Below are 16,031 nucleotides of genomic sequence, written 5' to 3'. Positions count from 1 at the left end.
GGGGAGATAAGTGATGAAAAAGCCTTTTTTCAACCTGATCACCATGTTCATGAGTTGTTTACTTGTTTTTGTAATGTTTCCCGTACAGCCTGCTCCTGCCAAAGCGGAGGCATCCAAACTTGCTCAAAAAAACTTCAGCGAACCCGAAGAATTGCTTGTTCCCAACAACTACACCGTAGCTGTCTTTAACGGAACCGTAGGTTACGAGGATGGAAAACCTGTGATGTATGCCACGAGCAAAGGTAAGCCAGGTTATCTGAATGTGATAGACCTGGATGAGTACAAACTGCTTCGGACCGTTTCTCTTGCGCCATCCGAAAGCTCATGGGCTCATACCGTTGCGCCGAATGGTACGCTTTATGTGGCGGCCGAAGGATCGGGCGCACGATTATGGGAGTATTCTCCAGTCACCCATGAGGCCGTTCAAGTGGCTGCATTTGAGGGGCAGTCTGTCTCCAACAGCATCACGACGGATGAACAGGGGAGAGTATACGTCGGGACTTATCCTGGTGGCAAAGTTTGGCAATATGACCCTGCTACCAAGCAAGTGAGGGATTACGACCGCGTTATTGGCGCGCTGGATCAGGAATATGTCCGCTCCATCGCTTACCAGGGAGGATATATTTATGCCGGTACCGCCCACGAACAGATCGTGCGTGTGGATCTGGTTACAGGCGAGAAAACGAATATCGCCGCTTCGCTTGCCGTCAAAAACGATACGGTATACGATCTGAGTACGATTGATAACCGTTATTTGTTCGCCCGTTATACGGACGGAAGCGGTATACCGGGTGAAGGTTACATCTACGATACGACAACAGGATCATGGCTTGATGTGGAGCTCCAGCAGGTAACTGGTCTTCATGCGACCGACTCGGTGGATGGAAAGCTGTATTACATGTCAGAGAAAAAATTGAAAACCTTTGACCTTTCCACACACCAAGTAGAGGAAACCGGCATGACCTATGAGAGCGGATTCAGGGGGGCGGACTGGGTAGAGTTTCAGAACAATCCAGAACTGCCAGGTAAAACGCTCGTTACGGTCCGTTATGACGGCGGGGTAGCCATGCTGAATATCGATACCAAAAAAGTAATTGTAAAACCGCCGATTATCCCGGGATTGCCGGGCGTTGTCAATCGGCTTCAAAGTGTATCGGATACGCAACTGATAACAACGGGTTCACAAGCTAGATCTTCGTTGGTTGACTTAGAAACTATGACGGCAAAACCTTTCAGCATAGGTCAGGCGGACAGTGTGTACCCGATTGGAAACAAAGTCTATATGGGTGTTTATCCGGAAGGTGGCTTGTACGTTTATGATCTGAATCAAGAACCTGGGAGTACGAATCCGCAGCGTCTCGCGGTGCTCGGGAACGATCAGGAACGGCTTGTGCATATGTCTGAAGGGGACGGTAAACTGTTTATTTCGACCATCTCCGGATACGGTACGCTGGGAGGATCACTTACGGTCCATGATACAGTGACAGGGGAAACCAAAGTCCATCGCAATGTGGTTCAGAATCAGAGTGTGCTCAGTACCGCTTATGTGGACGGAAAGATTTTTGGATCTACGACCATCAGGGGCGGACTGGGCTCCACGCCAAGCGAGCAGGAGGCCAAAATTTTCGTATGGGATGTCCAGAACGAGCAAAAAATTACGGAGTTTACCCTGGATATTCCCGAACTTATCGATCCAATCTTTATTGGGGACCTGTCTCTCGGACCGGATGGACTGATCTGGGGAGCATCCTATGAATATATTTTTGCCATCGATCCGGACACGTACAAACTTGTAAAATATAAAAAAATCTATCCAAAACTTTATTACACCCAGTGGCACCATCATCCGATGCGTTGGTCGGAAGACGGACTTTTGTATGTACTGTTTAACAACAAGCTAACGGTAATTGATCCAGAAACGCTGGATTTCAGAACGTTAACGGATGCATCGAGATTCGATCTTGGAATGGATGGCAATCTGTATTTCACCGATCTCGCAACGAATACGGTTCTCTATAGAATTAATATCGATGGAGAGATTGTACCCGATCCGCCGGGGGTGCCTTTGCCGGTAAACAATGCCGGGGTGGAGCTGGCGCCGGATGGGAACGGAAAGCTACCGGGCTGGACTTCGATGTTTGCGACCAGCGGGGATGCTCATTTTGAGCGAAGCGGCGACAAGCGTTATGCGGGTGATTACAGCCTGAAAACAACGGATCTGATTCGTACTGCGTCCGTCGCGGTGCAAAGCGATCCTATCGCAGTATCACCTGGAGGAGAGTATACCGCAAGCACCCAAATTTATATTGAATCCGGCCAGCCCGGGTTCATGTTCAGATTTTATAATGCGGAAGGGCAGAGTTTGTCCACTTTGGAAACGCATCTGGATGAATCGCGACTCCACCAATGGCAAAAAGTAACCCTGCGCGGTACGGCACCGGAAGGAACGGCTTATGCCAGACTGATCGCAGTAACCAGCCGCTATAATATCTCAACAGCGTACTATGACGATTTTTCCGTAACTGTTAAGGATACTCCTGCTCCCTTGACTGAAGTTGCCTTTAGTCCACAGGCAAATGAGCAAGGTTGGAACAATGGAGATGTTTCCATAACGTTGAACTCGGAAGGAGCAGCCTCTCTCTTCTACGAGACTACGGGTGCTGAGAGGATTGAACAGCATGAGACCGCAGGCGGTACCACGGAGTTTACAGTAAGCAGAGAAGGCGTAACTTCAGTAACGTATTGGGCAGAATCGGCTTATGGCGTATCCGGGCTGCCTTCGACTACTGAAGTCAAGATAGACAAAACAGCCCCCGTCATCGAATTTTCAGGAAAACCCGTTTATGAAGTGGATGATGTGATTCGGATCGAATGCTCCGCTCAGGATGCATTATCAGGTGTAGCCAAAAGTGATTGCGATGCTGTGCTTGCAGATAGCCCCGCCTATTTAACGGGTATGGGGGGGCATTTGGTTAATGCTTCCGTGAATGATATAGCCGGGAACGTGGAAAACTCCTCTTTTTCTTATGAAGTGATCCTTACCTATGAAGGCATTGCAGGTCTTATAGACAAGTTCCTAGCTAATGATCAAGCGCTGGCTGAGAGACTGAAGGATCAACTGTTAAAAGTACAAAGAGCCGAGGAATCGGGTAACGAGGGAGGAAAAAAAGGCGCAATAAACGGATTTATCCATCAAGTGCAAGCCAAAAGTGGTAAGGAATTAGCACAAGAACATGCTGAGCTGTTGGTACAGTTTGGGTCCCAATTTTAATTTTATTTGAAAAGAGGAGTTCGTCCACATCCAGATAACGACCAGACTTGCATGCGTAATACGCTCAATACAGGTTTGGAGCAGGGGATAGCAAGTCTGTAAACGATAAGGCATTGTCATAGCACATGACAATGTCTTTTTTTCGGTTCCAATAATGGTTTCTCCTACTCGCTCTGAGGCATTATGATAGGATAAATGGATGAAAACTCTTTTAAGGAAGGGAGACATTTGGAATGCTGTGTGTTGCTGGTGAGGAAGTAACATATTGAAGCCACATTTACCTTAAAAATTCGTAAAACTCAAGCTCAACATTGCTTGAGTTTATTTTCAATGGACGAGAAAGAGAATTTATCAAAAGAGCTTGCATTAGAGTTAACTCGAAAGTTTATACTGTGTTCATGGACAAATTACTAACCATCCAACAGGTTGCTGCTGCTACAAGTCTAAGTGTTCATACACTTCGGTATTACGAAAAAATGAATCTTATTACTTCAATTCAACGCGATAAAAATGGATATCGGTGTTATTCAATAGAAGATATCACTTGGATTGAATTTTTGAATCGACTGAAGGCCACAGGAATGACAATCAAAAAAATGATTGAACTCGCCGAACTTAGGAGGCAGGGGGATTCAACTTTAACAGCAAGGAGGAAATTTCTCGAAGAGCATTATAAAGAAGTTCAACAACATATGATTGAGCTTCAGAACAATCTAAATTTGCTTGCAAATAAAATCGTTACATATAAGGAAATGGAAAATAATTATTTGAATAACCGGCCAAATAAATAGACAGGGGGACATCCTAATGAAAAAGTCATTGCTAACATCCATCATTGCCCTCGGCGTATTTGGCATAACGAATACCGAGTTTGGCGTTGTGGGCATTTTACCGCAGATCTCGAAGCACTTTCAAGTCAGCGTTTCGCAAACAGGTATGCTTGTTAGCCTGTTTGCACTGATCATTGCCATTTCTGGTCCATTCATGACTTTATTATTTTCTGGAATAAACCGCAAAAAAATTCTAGCAGGTATACTTGTAATTTTTGTGATTTCCAATGTACTTTCGGCTTTTGCTCCCAACTATACGGTCTTATTGTTACTTCGACTACTACCCGCATTTTTTCATCCGGTTTATTTCTCAGTCGCATTTGCGGCAGCTGCAAGCTCAGTTCCAGAAGAGCAACGTGCCACAGCTGTGGCCAAAGTTTTTACTGGGCTAACAGTGGGGATGGTATTGGGCGTACCGATCACATCATTTATAGGTGATCAGTTTTCACTTGAAGCTGCCTTTCTCTTTTCCGCTGTCATTAATGCCATCGCTTTTGCGGGAATTTTAAAATGGATCCCATCCATGCCAGTAGAAGAGAAACTATCCTACGGGAACCAGCTGAAGGTTCTGGTAAAACCTCAATTATGGCTTAATATTGCTGCAGCCAGTTTCATTCTTGCTGCACTGTACGCTGTATACTCCTATTTTGCTGAATATCTTACGGCAGTGACAAGCATGAACGGTAAAATGATAAGCATTATGTTGATTCTTTTTGGAGCAAGCGGAGTGATCGGCAATCTACAGGCAGCTAAGTTATTAGGCAAAAGTGTCGTTAAAACAATCCTTTTTTATCCTATACTTCTCGGAATTATTTATTTGCTGATATTTATTGCGGGAAGCCATACCATTCCGATGATCCTTATTATTATGGCATGGGGAGCAGTGTTCACCGGAGGACTCATTGTAAGTCAAACATGGATAACCTCAGAGGCTTCAGAAGCGCCCGAGTTTTCCAATAGCTTATTCGTATCTTTTGCAAATTTGGGTGTCACAATAGGAACCACCTTGGGAGGCTGGTTCCTATCTCGGATTGGAACACACCAGATTATATGGAGCGGTTTATTGTTTCTGACCCTTGCATTTATGTGCATTAGAATGAAAATCAAGCTCTTTGATGCAAAAAGAATAGAAGGTCACTACTGAGTAACAGGATTACAAGTCTCCCACACATAGCACTTCAATACATGTGGAATGCGTGGTAAGGATATATAAGGTGGATTACGTTGGTAGGTGATACATTCATCCACTAAATGATCTTGAAAGGTTAACTGAAGAGCTGCTTCGCGCCCGAACACCCAAATCAAATGTTTTTGTTTTGGTGTTGACATTAAAAGGATGATCGGATATATTTTTTACATACCAACCGAATGTATGAAAGGAGAAGGCGAATGGCAAGGAATAAATATCCTGAAGAAACTATCAACCAAATTCTAACCGTGGCTCTTAACCTGTTCATACAAAAAGGATACGAGCAGACGTCCATTCAGGATATCATTAATGAGCTGGGTGGGCTGACAAAAGGGGCAATTTACCATCACTTCAAGTCGAAGGAGGAGATTCTGCAGGCTGTCACCGACCATTTGTTCCAAGGTGCTGATAATATGCTGTCCGGTATCCGGGACGACAAAGAGCTGAACGGACTGGAAAAGCTTCGCAAGATTTCCCGCGTCTCACTCGACAATCCCGCCCAAGATGAACTGGCATCGGTGACTCCGAATCTCTTACGCAATCCGAAGATGCTGGCGGCACAGATCGAGAACATGATCGAAAAAGCCATACCCGTCTATATCCAGCCCATTATCGAACAAGGTATGCGAGACGGCTCGATCCGAACCGACTATCCTAGGGAGCTAAGCGAAGTGTTGATAATTCTCACCAATCTGTGGCTAAACCCGGCGGTTATCCCAGCTTCGCCCGAGATGATGTTGCGCAAGGTAAGGTTTTTCGATGAAATATTGAAAGGTCTGGGGCTTGACCTGTTCGATGAGCAAATGTTTCAACGATACGAGGAACTATTTCGTATGTCGGCTAGAGAAGTCAGCATAGAGAAGTAAACTGTCGAAAGGCAGCTTATTTTTCACCTATACATACCGTCGGTTGGTATGTATAAGTGATTCAGACTTAAAGCGCTTGTAAGAAAACATTTTATAAGGAGATGTAAATGTTATGAATCAGAAGACCTCCCGCTCACTGGAGCGGCAAGTCGTGATCAACTTTAGCGGAAGCAACCTGGCGAAGAGCGACTTAGCGGGCGTTACGGCCCATAAAGGACAGTTTAACGGCAGCGCGCTTCACCGTTCCGACTTTTCGGGCGCGGATTTGACCGGCAGTTCGTTTAAGGGCAGCGATGTATGCAATGCCAATTTTGATGGCGCGAATCTAACGGACTGCAGCTTCTTAGCGCTTGACCTTTCGAATGCAAGCTTCAACAAGTCGATTCTTGTACGAACCAATTTCAACAGTTCGCAGCTTGAAGGAGCTAAATTCACGGGAGCTAGACTGACCGACGTCACGTTAGCGACGACCGCTCTTAAAACAACGTTATTTGAAGGCTGTTTATTTGACGGGGTTGACTTCAAGTACTCCGATCTGAGCGGGCAGCGTTTCGACGGACAGACGTTTATTGAAGTGAAGTTTGACAGAGCGGGATTAAGCAATGCTTCGTTCAAGGGTGCTACATTAAATAATGTTTCTTTCCACCCGGGGTTTACCTTTACTAAGAAGTACTATCGCATGATCAAAACGATCTGCTTTGAGGGCGCGACGATGGATAAACTGACATTTGCTTCTCTCAAAGGCATGGATGCCAATTTGTCAAAAGTCACAGTCATTTAAGAGAGGGGATCCGATGCAAACCAAGACCATTCAAGTAAAAGGACTGCAAAAATCCAACAAGCAGCTCCAAGTGCTGAAAGGTGACGTTTCGGAGCCTTCTATAGTAAAAGAACACAAGCGGATTCTCAGATACGGGAAAACGCCAAGCAGGAAGAGAATTTATAGTTTAAAACAATAGGACTGATAAAAAAGTAAAGTGAGGGAAACTAAATGGAAAAGATAACAACAGAAGACTTTAGTTCGTCAGAAAATATGAAGGAAAAAAGATTCGCTGCCGGGCAGGATCGCCCGGAGCTGCAGAAGGCCATCCAGGAGATCGTCGATTCCGGTTTCCTCGGGGTGCAGCTGCGCGTGCACGATGAGCAGGGCGAGTGGGTCGGCAGCGCCGGGGTGAGCAGGCTGGGCGAGGCGGCGAAGCCGCCTACAAACGGGCGCTTCCGGATAGGCAGCAACACCAAGACCTTCACCGCGACCGTGGTGCTGCAATTGGTTGCCGAGGGCAGGATCGGGCTGGATGACCCGGTGGTAGACTACCTGCCCGAGTTCGGGCTGGACCAGCGGATCACGGTGCGGATGCTGCTGCAACACACCAGCGGGGTGTTCAACTTCACCGGCGAATACTACGAAGACGGGACGGTCGTGCCGGGGATCCCCTGGCAGGGCCAGGAGTGGGTAGACAACCGGTTCAAGACCTACCTGCCGGAGGAGCTGGCACGGCTGGCATTGTCCAAGCCGGTGCGATTCGAGCCGGGAACGGACTGGAGCTATTCCAACACCAACTACGTGCTGGCCAGACTGCTGATCGAGAAGGTCTCCGGCAGCTCGCTCGCCGAGGAGATGCAGCGGCTGATTCTGGGGCCGCTTGGGCTGTCGGGTACCGTGGTACCAGACACCCAGCCGGAGATCCCCGGACCGCACGCCCACGCCTACTACAGGTACGAGGACGCCGGCGAGCAGAAGACGGTCGACGTCACCCGCCAGAACCCCTCCTGGATCTCAACCGGAGGTGACATGATCTCGACCACCCAGGATCTCCACACGTTCATCTCCGCGCTGATGGGCGGCAAGCTCCTCCCGGCCTCGCTGCTGGCCGAGATGTGCAAGCCGTATCCCAAAATCGGCTATGGCTTGGGGCTGTTCGTGCAGGACGTTAGCCCGAACGGCGATGGTACCATCATCACCCATAACGGCGGCATCTCGGGGTACGCGGCACTGATGTACAGTACGCCCGACGGCAGCAAGACCCTGACCGCCTCCGTGAACTATGTGGACGACGTCGCAATGTCCCTGGCAGTTGCATTCCAGAAGGCGACGCAGAGGCTCGTCGAAGAGGTGTTCGGCGGCGGGCTGGCCGGGTCGGCTGACGCGGGCGGTAAACAGGGCTGAGCAGCGTGGCCCCGTACGCCTTGAGGATGGACTCCTTCCGAATACGCATGGGGTAAAGCGAACTTGACATACTTTCTTTGTTGTAAAACTCGGAGCTTGAAGTATCTAGAGGAATTGCAACGCTGATTGATATTTTCAGTCCTCTTGCAGTGTTGGTGGCGGTATTATGGAGCAAGAATGGCTTGTAAGTAGGATCGTTTTTAAACATACGCAGATCATTCCAGCTAAGCTAGGCAATAAAGCAGGGCTGATTGGAGCAGCCTCTCTGTTTCATCCGCAATATATAATGAAGGCACCTTAATGGTTGAGTAGCTAACGGATATTTATCCTTATAAAATAAATGTCAATCACCCTGTATGCGGATTGATCCGCATACAGGGTGATTAATTCTAGAAACAGCTAAACGAGCTGATTCGCTGCAGGTCAATGCCGCTGTACAGCCAGAAGAAGCCATTCCAGCGGAAGCCAGCCACCGAATTTCTGCCGACAAATACCGGAAACATCCAGAAGCCGGGACCACGATTCGGCCAAATATATGTGTAGCGAAACAGACAGCCGGATATGGCTCTTGGATCTACTGCAAACAACGAAGCGGGTTGCTGTGGAATGAATGATGGGGGCGGCCCGGTAGGTGCCTGCACGCCTTGTGGTCCGCCGCCTCCACCTCCAGGGAATGATGGAGGACCAGGCACTCCACCGGGTCCTCCGGGACTCCCAGGTCCGCCAAATCCTCCGCCAGGTCCAAAAGGAGGTAAAAATGTCATATAACATCACTCCTGTTCATTAGTCTAGTGTATTGTATGTAGACATTCGAGCAGGGGAATGGGTGGGGGCCCATAGAAGGGCGCTAATTTGGTCACACCCTGTCAAGTAAAGTAGACAGTTCAAAAAAAGTCATGCTCAAGCTGGCGACCATTTATTCTTGGGGACACGGAGTAATGAATGGGGGTGTTGTATTCATTGGTCGGATTACAATGATGAATACATTCCGTTTCTTTCAGAAGGTCTAAATGTCGATGAACAAGAACAGGGTCCTATTAATGATTAGTCATGAGGCGAATGGGGAAGTCATATAATGAATGCGTGATGATGATGATTTTTCAACGGTCCTTGAATCATGGAAGAGTGCGTTCCGCTTTTTTAATATGGATAAAATAGATGAGAAAGGTAATCTTACTCACAGAAGATTTTATGATAAAAATGGTAATTCTTTTATTTGAACCAAGGAAAAAAATCGTTTTACAATCATTGTCAGTACGTTATAATACAATCATCAGGTGGATTACCCAACAAAAAAAGTAAAATATTGTAATATATTAGTGAAATCTCAGTAATAACCGATTTTGATTAACGAAACATAGTGTTGGGTGATGGACACCATGTAAATTTAGGTTGGATTATCTCCTTTTCACAGTCATGTAGTCACCCTCGGCTCGTCATAGTCTTGAGTCGCTTATTACAATAATAGATATGGGAGGTATGGTTATGGTCAAGAAGAAAATTTCCACAGCCCTCAGCGCAGCTTTAATCGTCTCTATGCTGGCTGCTGGCGTGATAGTCGCTATCCAAGGTAAAACAACGTTAGAGGTAGCGAAGTCAGCAGGGGATAAAAAGGTTGAAGTTATTAAATGAAGAAGCTAGGTGTGACTCTGGTAGTTCCCAATTAGGGGGGATTCGAAGCCCCTGATGCGAAAATCAACGGAATCAAAAGACTCCAATAGTGGTAAGTGAAATAACCTCAGCTCGGTTAACCCAGCTGAGGTTATTTCATTATCATTATGCATTGAAAAAAATGCATAAGATAATGAAATAAGCATAGAAAAATAAATTGTTGGGTGACAAAAACATAGTCCGATTGCCGAAAAGTACAAGAACATTGTGTCATTTCGAATTAGGTATATATCTAAATAGTATCATGATGGAACTCATGTGGCTAAATAAAGCACATGAATATAAGAATTCACTGTTTAAAAACTTTTTTGTATCAGGAAACAGGTTTTTATGTCTAAGGAAGAACTTGTTCCATTCGTAAAGATTAAGAACAAGGTACCATGTCGATTAGAATATTTATCTGTTTTATTAAGCTAACGGGCAGGTTAGCGCAATAGATCAACCATTTTTGTTGACTGTAAAAGTTGGATTAGCATGATTCTATGAGAACCAGCAGGTGTGGATTCCCATCCCGTCGGTGCTTTCTTCCAAGCCGGTATCGTGGAGGAGGTTCCGAAGGTGATCGCCGAAATTTTCGATTGAAACAAATTATGCAACTGCTGGCCTGTCTGCAACGCTGCCGTGTCCCCCTTTCCATTATATTTTATTGCACCAAAACTATCATAACTGATTAAGCTTGCTTTCAGGCTCTTCACCGTTTTCTATACGTTTTATATTATTTATAAAGAAATCATATCTTTTTTTATGAAATTTCCGACCATCAGGCATTCCTGCAGTATGGGGAGTAAGTATCACATTACCCAGATTCCGGAGCTCACTGTCAATAGGAAGCGGTTCAGATTCAAACACATCCAGGCAAGCGCCTGAAATATCCCCGTTTTTTAATGCATCAATCAAGTCTCTTTCGTTGACAATCCCGCCGCGGGCTGTATTGATAAAAAGAGTGGTATTCTTCATTTTCTTGAATGCCGCTTTGTCGAACATCTGTTTGGTTTGCTGATTCAAGGGTATATGTACACTGATTATGTCCGATGTGCTTACAAGAGTATCGAAATCCGTCATTTTCACAAAACCGTCCGATTGTACAACAGCATTTCTCGCATAAGCCAGCACATTCATATCAAAAACCCTGCAAAACGCAGCTACCTTTTTTCCGATAGCGCCCAAACCGATAATCCCAATCGTTTTGTCCTTTAATTCACTCCCTGTATAATCCAATTGATTTTCATCCATCTTGTTTTTCATGAAAGTATCAAGAAACGGTATGTTTTTATAATAAGACAATATCAGTGCCATTACGTGCTCGGCCACTGCCTGTGCATTCACTCCTGCAGCATTGGCCACCCAAATGCCGAGCTGTGTACAGGCAGGGACATCTACATTATCAAATCCTGCACCCGTCTGGACCAATTTTAGTTTTTTTGCGTTAGAAAGCAGGCTGTGATCCACTTTAATATGTTCAGGGATGATTACCTGGCAATCTTCAACATGATGCAGCATTTCTTTTCCGGGCGGGACAACAACAACGTTCCAGTCTTGCGGAAAATACCTTGTAATATTTGATTTTGCGGTCTCGTTAAAATAGCCAACGATGAGAATCTTCATTGTTAAACCACCTTTCATAACCTTTATCATTCTTCGAAGAAACCCGTTTGGGTGCTCGTCATTTTATCCATTTAATGAAGCTATAATTATTTCCAAGCTAACGTAATATAAGATAATAAAAGAACTTTTGGAGCAATGGAAAAGACTTTGCTGTTCTTGCCATTTCAACAGTAATCAGGACGAGGACTCTCCAGTGAAAAAACATTTGCCCCCACGTCTTTATTAAGAATAATTTTAAACATAAAGTATAATGTTGTAAAACTCAACTACTTTGTGAACTATAATATGGGTAATTTAGAGTCTATTCGAATCACACTAACCAGCGGTTGCTTTTCGTCAGCAGCCAGAACGATTTGATGTGTACCTTCAGCTGTTCAACAACATTGTACATAACACAGAGCGTGTGGATCTTCAAGAATCAGGGGCTTTTTTTCTTTTTCAATACACCTGGCTCTTAGACGCGTAGCCGCATACAGCCATGAATATTCTTTATTAGATCCCTGCACATATTAAGCAGCTTCGCGATCATAGTAACCTGATGACAATTTCCCTTGTGGCTCCTTGATCGGTGCGAGACAATGTAAAGACAGAAGATTATGAACATCCAGATAAGATTAGTGAAATGCTAGCGGTAAATTTTTGTCAAAATTTACATTAAAAGAAGGTGTTTTCATCTTATAAATAGAAGTATTCTCTTCGTAAGTACAAATTTACTATTGGAGGGATTATCAAATGAAAAAAAGGTTACTGGGTCTATTTGTAATGGCCACACTACTGTTCTTCGCGTATTTGCCCACGAGTTACGCAGCCGATATTGTAATGGGCGGTTGGGATACGGATGGCGACGGAGCTATTGAAACCGTCTATAATAGCGGCTCCAATATCACCATTAAAGAATCCGACGGCAGCTCCCGTACATACCCACTTGCAAGCAACTGGTTTATAATGGGTGCAGCGGATACGGACGGAGCTCCAGGGGTTGATCTTATCTTTAATGTAAGCGGTACTGTAAAAATTGTACATGACGCGTCACAGACAACGAGCAGCTACCCGATGAACACCAATTGGTGGCTCTTAAAAGGAGGCATTGCAGATACAGACGGCGTTGCTGGAGCAGAGTTAGTGTTTAACGTTAACGGAAACCTTAGATTCCTGCATGATAAAACAGGAACCATGAAAGATTATGACGTGGGCGCCAATTGGATTCTCATATCAGGGGGCATTTCCGATTTGGACGGTGTACCCGGTGCCGAAATCGCATTGAATATGGGAGTCGTCGGCGGTATTAAAATTTTCCACGAAATCACAGGCACTTGGGACACTTACGACATGCCTGCCAATTGGACGCTTGCGGGTATTTATAACCATGATAACGTTGCAGGAAATGAAATTATCTATTCGACATACTTAGGTACCTTTGCTATCAACGACCGTTTGAAAACAAATTACGGCATATAAAGTCCGAATTTTCTCAAAAAAATATCAAAAAATTGCCCAGACTGATTAAGTTCTTCCTGGGCTTTTTTTATTTCAGATTGATGTGCTTCGACGCTGGCGGTTGCTTCTGCTCTGCGATTCGAACTTCATCAACGGTTTCATTCACCAGTCTCATGACGTGAAATTTATCAAGTTACTTGAATGAACCAAAGACAAAGAATAGAATAGGTATGTTCTTTCAAACGTCGTTTAAGAAGGGGGAAAATACATCTAGCCAAGTTGTAATTTCCCGTTATTTGTTCTTGTCTTCAATTATCAAATGAAAATCGGCAGAAATATTGATGTGGGGGTTCTTTCCTGGATTTGAAAAATTGGTTATACAGATGAGAGACAATTTCTTTTATCGAGATTTTATTTTATATTGAACTTGTGAACCATTTAAGTACGTTAGGGAAGTATGGAAAAGAATCTAGATAAACAATATACTAGCTATACAGTTTTTTGTTGAGGTGAATATTAAATGGATGAAATCGATGAATCAAAACAAATTGTATTACAAATCGGCGGTGCCTTGAAAAAGTACAGAAAAGAAAAAAACATGACCTTAGACGACTTATCGGAATTAACGGGCGTAAGCAAACTTACTCTGGGAAATATCGAACGTGGCGATACAAATCCAACTTTGGCAATGATATGGAAAATTTCAAAAGGCATATCTTTACCGCTATTGGCTTTGTTCAAATCAGAGAAACCTGTTAGTTTGTATCGCGCAGGCGAAGGACTGCGGTTTTCTAATGATGAAAAAAATTGGATCATTGAACCCGTCTTTAAAAGCAACGATATTGAAATGTGTCGGGCATACTTACAGCCAAATAGCTCGTATTACCCTGAAGGTCATCATGTGAATACAACTGAAATTGCGACTGTAATGACTGGTTCCATTGAGATACAAGTCAATGGAGATATTTACACATTGAATCAATATGATACGATCAGTTTCCGTGCAGATTATCCTCACTCTTATACCAATCATACGAATAGCGAAACAGTGCTCCATATATCCTTGAAATATGGTTTCTAAAAGTTGAAAATCTGCTTATTAAATAAAACTCCGAATTCCATGACGGGAATTCGGAGTTTTATTTTTGTTTTAGATAAGTTCCAGTCTGTTATAAAATACTTCTTGTTAAAAATAATGTATTATAATATACTTTTGTTGTTCGCGCGGATGTTATAGCAAATTTTTTTCAATCAGCAGGAAGCAAATATAATACGTAAGAATTCAGGAAGGAGAAATGAAGAATGCCGAATAAACAAAAAAACGTACCGTCCTCTATAGGGCTGATCATTCTCGGCATTATTGTTATTGCAGCTAATTTACGTACTCCCTTAACCTCAGTCGGACCATTAGTGAGTCTTATAAGGGATGACGTTCATATTTCAAATACATTAGCGGGCCTGATCACAACTGTACCCTTGCTTACCTTTGCTTTATTATCGTCTCTGGTACCAAAATTAGGACGAAGATATGGGGTAGAGCGTATCATTTTGATTGCCCTAATCTTTCTGACTGCTGGTATTGTAATACGTTCATTATCTGGGGCAGTTAATCTGTTTATTGGGACAGCAGTTCTTGGATTGGCCAATTGCCGTATGTAATGTATTATTGCCAAGTATAATCAAAAGGGATTTCCCAGATAAAATTGGCTCCATGACAGGTGTTTACTCCATTTCAATGAATTTATGTGGAGCAATTGCATCGGGAATCAGTGTACCGCTAGCCGTGAACGCAGGTCTAAAATGGCAGGGAGCATTGGGAATATGGGGGATTCTAAGCTTTGTATCGATCCTCTGTTGGCTACCCCAATTAAGAAATCAAACGAAACAAACAGCCAAGACGAGTCAAAAGATGGTCAGCAACGATGTCAATGTTTGGCGATCCCCGCTTGCCTGGCAAGTAACCTTGTTTATGGGTATACAGTCCATGGTTTTCTATGTGCTAATCGCATGGTTGCCTGAAATTTTAAAAGAGCAAGGAATTGGCTCAAACCAATCAGGATGGTACCTCTCCATCATGCAGTTAGCGATGCTTCCATTTACCTTTATTGTCCCCGTTATTGCCGGGCGCATGTTTAATCAACGTTTGTTAGTGGTCATCACAACCATTTTGCTTTTGACGGGAACGCTCGGACTTCTTTACGGAAACTCCAATATCATTCTGTTGTGGATCATTATACTCGGAATTGGTGGAGGCTTCGCCTTTAGTTTGTCCATGATGTTTTTCGGGTTGCGGACTGAAAATGCGCATCAAGCAGCGGAACTATCTGGCATGGCCCAATCGATCGGATATCTTCTTGCCGCAATCGGTCCCGCCCTTATAGGATATCTGCATGATGCGACAAATAGTTGGAACCTGCCACTTTTCATTCTGCTAGGGGCTTCGGTCTTACTCTTTTTAGTGGGTATAGGAGCAGCAAGTAATCGTTTTGTAGGTAGCCGAAGTAGTTACGAGCTGCCACGGAAAGGATGATAACGATGTTTGACAAAATTATGGTGGCCATTGATAAAGCTGAAATAACGAACAAACTCCTTGATGCAACCGTTGAAATAGCCCGAAATAAACAAACTCAAGTTACCTTGGTTAATGTCAGCCAGGATTATGTGTCGAACGGCATGACATTTGTACCAGAGAATTTTTTGGAAGACGTACTGAACGAAATGGAGAAAGCGAGTTTGGAACAGTTGCACCAAGCCAAATCTAAATTAAAGTCTGCGGGGATTAACCCGGAAACGGTTCATCTTAAGGGAGATCCTGGGCATGAGATTTTGAAATATGCAAGGGATACCGAGCAGCAACTTATTATTATCGGAAGCCGTGGGCTAAGGGGCGTAAAAGAAATGATGCTTGGAAGTGTCAGTCACAAGGTTTCACAGTTATCAAGTTGCCCAGTCCTCATTGTACATTAACTTCTTCGGGAACTGTTGAGATGATGCA

At 44.3% G+C, this 16,031-nt stretch carries 13 protein-coding genes and 2 pseudogenes; 12 read left to right on the top strand and 3 right to left on the bottom strand.

Annotated elements, in window-relative coordinates:
- Positions 1–13: 13 nt before the first annotated feature.
- The 7 genes from PPA03S_RS12680 (at position 14) to PPA03S_RS34230 (ending at position 8,624) form a co-directional block, all read left to right on the top strand.
- A complete protein-coding gene (locus PPA03S_RS12680; protein ID WP_157284129.1) occupies positions 14–3,271 on the top strand; it encodes a hypothetical protein in 3,258 nt (1,085 codons plus the stop codon).
- A gap of 398 nt (positions 3,272–3,669) precedes the next feature.
- The gene (locus PPA03S_RS12675) at positions 3,670–4,062 is read left to right on the top strand and encodes a MerR family transcriptional regulator (protein WP_062323624.1); all 393 of its coding nucleotides are present in this window, start codon (positions 3,670–3,672) and stop codon (positions 4,060–4,062) included.
- A gap of 16 nt (positions 4,063–4,078) precedes the next feature.
- Positions 4,079–5,245, top strand: coding sequence for an MFS transporter (locus PPA03S_RS12670; RefSeq protein WP_062323363.1), 1,167 nt, complete (start codon positions 4,079–4,081; stop codon positions 5,243–5,245).
- 245 nt (positions 5,246–5,490) lie between these two features.
- A complete protein-coding gene (locus tag PPA03S_RS12665) occupies positions 5,491–6,156 on the top strand; it encodes a TetR/AcrR family transcriptional regulator (RefSeq protein WP_062323361.1) in 666 nt (221 codons plus the stop codon).
- A 112-nt stretch (positions 6,157–6,268) separates the two neighbouring features.
- Positions 6,269–6,937: a pentapeptide repeat-containing protein gene (locus PPA03S_RS12660; protein ID WP_245683593.1), complete on the top strand. Its 669-nt coding sequence runs from the start codon at positions 6,269–6,271 to the stop codon at positions 6,935–6,937.
- Between the two features lie 210 nt (positions 6,938–7,147).
- Positions 7,148–8,323: a serine hydrolase domain-containing protein gene (locus PPA03S_RS12655; RefSeq protein ID WP_217998938.1), complete on the top strand. Its 1,176-nt coding sequence runs from the start codon at positions 7,148–7,150 to the stop codon at positions 8,321–8,323.
- Positions 8,324–8,489: 166 nt separating this feature from the next.
- Positions 8,490–8,624, top strand: a complete 135-nt coding sequence (locus PPA03S_RS34230) for a hypothetical protein (RefSeq protein ID WP_281189044.1) — start codon at positions 8,490–8,492, stop codon at positions 8,622–8,624.
- A gap of 88 nt (positions 8,625–8,712) precedes the next feature.
- Here the strand turns inward: PPA03S_RS34230 and PPA03S_RS12650 are convergent, their stop codons facing one another.
- Positions 8,713–9,087, bottom strand: a complete 375-nt coding sequence (locus PPA03S_RS12650) for a hypothetical protein (protein WP_062323359.1) — start codon at positions 9,085–9,087, stop codon at positions 8,713–8,715.
- A gap of 721 nt (positions 9,088–9,808) precedes the next feature.
- Here PPA03S_RS12650 and PPA03S_RS33295 point away from each other — a divergent pair.
- Positions 9,809–9,955 (top strand): hypothetical protein, encoded by a 147-nt coding sequence (locus PPA03S_RS33295; RefSeq protein ID WP_167666022.1) that lies wholly within the window; start codon positions 9,809–9,811, stop codon positions 9,953–9,955.
- 699 nt (positions 9,956–10,654) lie between these two features.
- Here PPA03S_RS33295 and PPA03S_RS12640 read toward each other — a convergent pair.
- A complete protein-coding gene (locus tag PPA03S_RS12640) occupies positions 10,655–11,599 on the bottom strand; it encodes an NAD(P)-dependent oxidoreductase (RefSeq protein WP_062323355.1) in 945 nt (314 codons plus the stop codon).
- A 732-nt stretch (positions 11,600–12,331) separates the two neighbouring features.
- On the opposite strand from PPA03S_RS12640, the gene PPA03S_RS12635 reads away from it, so the two are divergent.
- Complete coding sequence (locus PPA03S_RS12635; protein WP_062323353.1) at positions 12,332–13,057, top strand: PA5033 family protein; 726 nt, start codon at positions 12,332–12,334, stop codon at positions 13,055–13,057.
- A 67-nt stretch (positions 13,058–13,124) separates the two neighbouring features.
- Here the strand turns inward: PPA03S_RS12635 and PPA03S_RS34375 are convergent.
- Positions 13,125–13,217, bottom strand: a pseudogene (locus tag PPA03S_RS34375) (hypothetical protein); the annotation flags it as partial.
- A 339-nt stretch (positions 13,218–13,556) separates the two neighbouring features.
- Between PPA03S_RS34375 and PPA03S_RS12630 the strand changes: the two are divergent.
- The 3 genes and pseudogenes from PPA03S_RS12630 to PPA03S_RS12620 all read left to right on the top strand — a co-directional run bounded on the left by PPA03S_RS12630 (position 13,557) and on the right by PPA03S_RS12620 (position 16,003).
- Complete coding sequence (locus PPA03S_RS12630; RefSeq protein ID WP_062323351.1) at positions 13,557–14,117, top strand: helix-turn-helix domain-containing protein; 561 nt, start codon at positions 13,557–13,559, stop codon at positions 14,115–14,117.
- 221 nt (positions 14,118–14,338) lie between these two features.
- Positions 14,339–15,566: pseudogene (locus tag PPA03S_RS12625) on the top strand (CynX/NimT family MFS transporter).
- Between the two features lie 5 nt (positions 15,567–15,571).
- Positions 15,572–16,003 carry a universal stress protein gene (locus tag PPA03S_RS12620; RefSeq protein WP_062323349.1) on the top strand — a complete coding sequence of 144 codons (432 nt, stop codon included), beginning with the start codon at positions 15,572–15,574 and terminating at the stop codon, positions 16,001–16,003.
- The last annotated feature ends 28 nt before the right edge of the window (positions 16,004–16,031 follow it).

This window comes from Paenibacillus pabuli NBRC 13638 (assembly GCF_001514495.1).
GTDB classification, from domain to species: Bacteria; Bacillota; Bacilli; order Paenibacillales; family Paenibacillaceae; genus Paenibacillus; species Paenibacillus pabuli.
This window is presented reverse-complemented; position numbering and strand designations above follow the sequence as displayed.

What these genes read in the sequence shown, in the direction of transcription:
- PPA03S_RS12680 (WP_157284129.1), top strand. Translation starts at nt 14, where the DNA reads ATGAAAAAGCCTTTTTTCAACCTGATCACCATGTTCATGAGTTGTTTA.
- PPA03S_RS12675 (WP_062323624.1), top strand. Translation starts at nt 3,670, where the DNA reads ATGGACAAATTACTAACCATCCAACAGGTTGCTGCTGCTACAAGTCTA.
- PPA03S_RS12670 (WP_062323363.1), top strand. Translation starts at nt 4,079, where the DNA reads ATGAAAAAGTCATTGCTAACATCCATCATTGCCCTCGGCGTATTTGGC.
- PPA03S_RS12665 (WP_062323361.1), top strand. Translation starts at nt 5,491, where the DNA reads ATGGCAAGGAATAAATATCCTGAAGAAACTATCAACCAAATTCTAACC.
- PPA03S_RS12660 (WP_245683593.1), top strand. Translation starts at nt 6,269, where the DNA reads ATGAATCAGAAGACCTCCCGCTCACTGGAGCGGCAAGTCGTGATCAAC.
- PPA03S_RS12655 (WP_217998938.1), top strand. Translation starts at nt 7,148, where the DNA reads ATGGAAAAGATAACAACAGAAGACTTTAGTTCGTCAGAAAATATGAAG.
- PPA03S_RS34230 (WP_281189044.1), top strand. Translation starts at nt 8,490, where the DNA reads ATGGAGCAAGAATGGCTTGTAAGTAGGATCGTTTTTAAACATACGCAG.
- PPA03S_RS12650 (WP_062323359.1), bottom strand. Translation starts at nt 9,087, where the DNA reads ATGACATTTTTACCTCCTTTTGGACCTGGCGGAGGATTTGGCGGACCT.
- PPA03S_RS33295 (WP_167666022.1), top strand. Translation starts at nt 9,809, where the DNA reads ATGGTCAAGAAGAAAATTTCCACAGCCCTCAGCGCAGCTTTAATCGTC.
- PPA03S_RS12640 (WP_062323355.1), bottom strand. Translation starts at nt 11,599, where the DNA reads ATGAAGATTCTCATCGTTGGCTATTTTAACGAGACCGCAAAATCAAAT.
- PPA03S_RS12635 (WP_062323353.1), top strand. Translation starts at nt 12,332, where the DNA reads ATGAAAAAAAGGTTACTGGGTCTATTTGTAATGGCCACACTACTGTTC.
- PPA03S_RS12630 (WP_062323351.1), top strand. Translation starts at nt 13,557, where the DNA reads ATGGATGAAATCGATGAATCAAAACAAATTGTATTACAAATCGGCGGT.
- PPA03S_RS12620 (WP_062323349.1), top strand. Translation starts at nt 15,572, where the DNA reads ATGTTTGACAAAATTATGGTGGCCATTGATAAAGCTGAAATAACGAAC.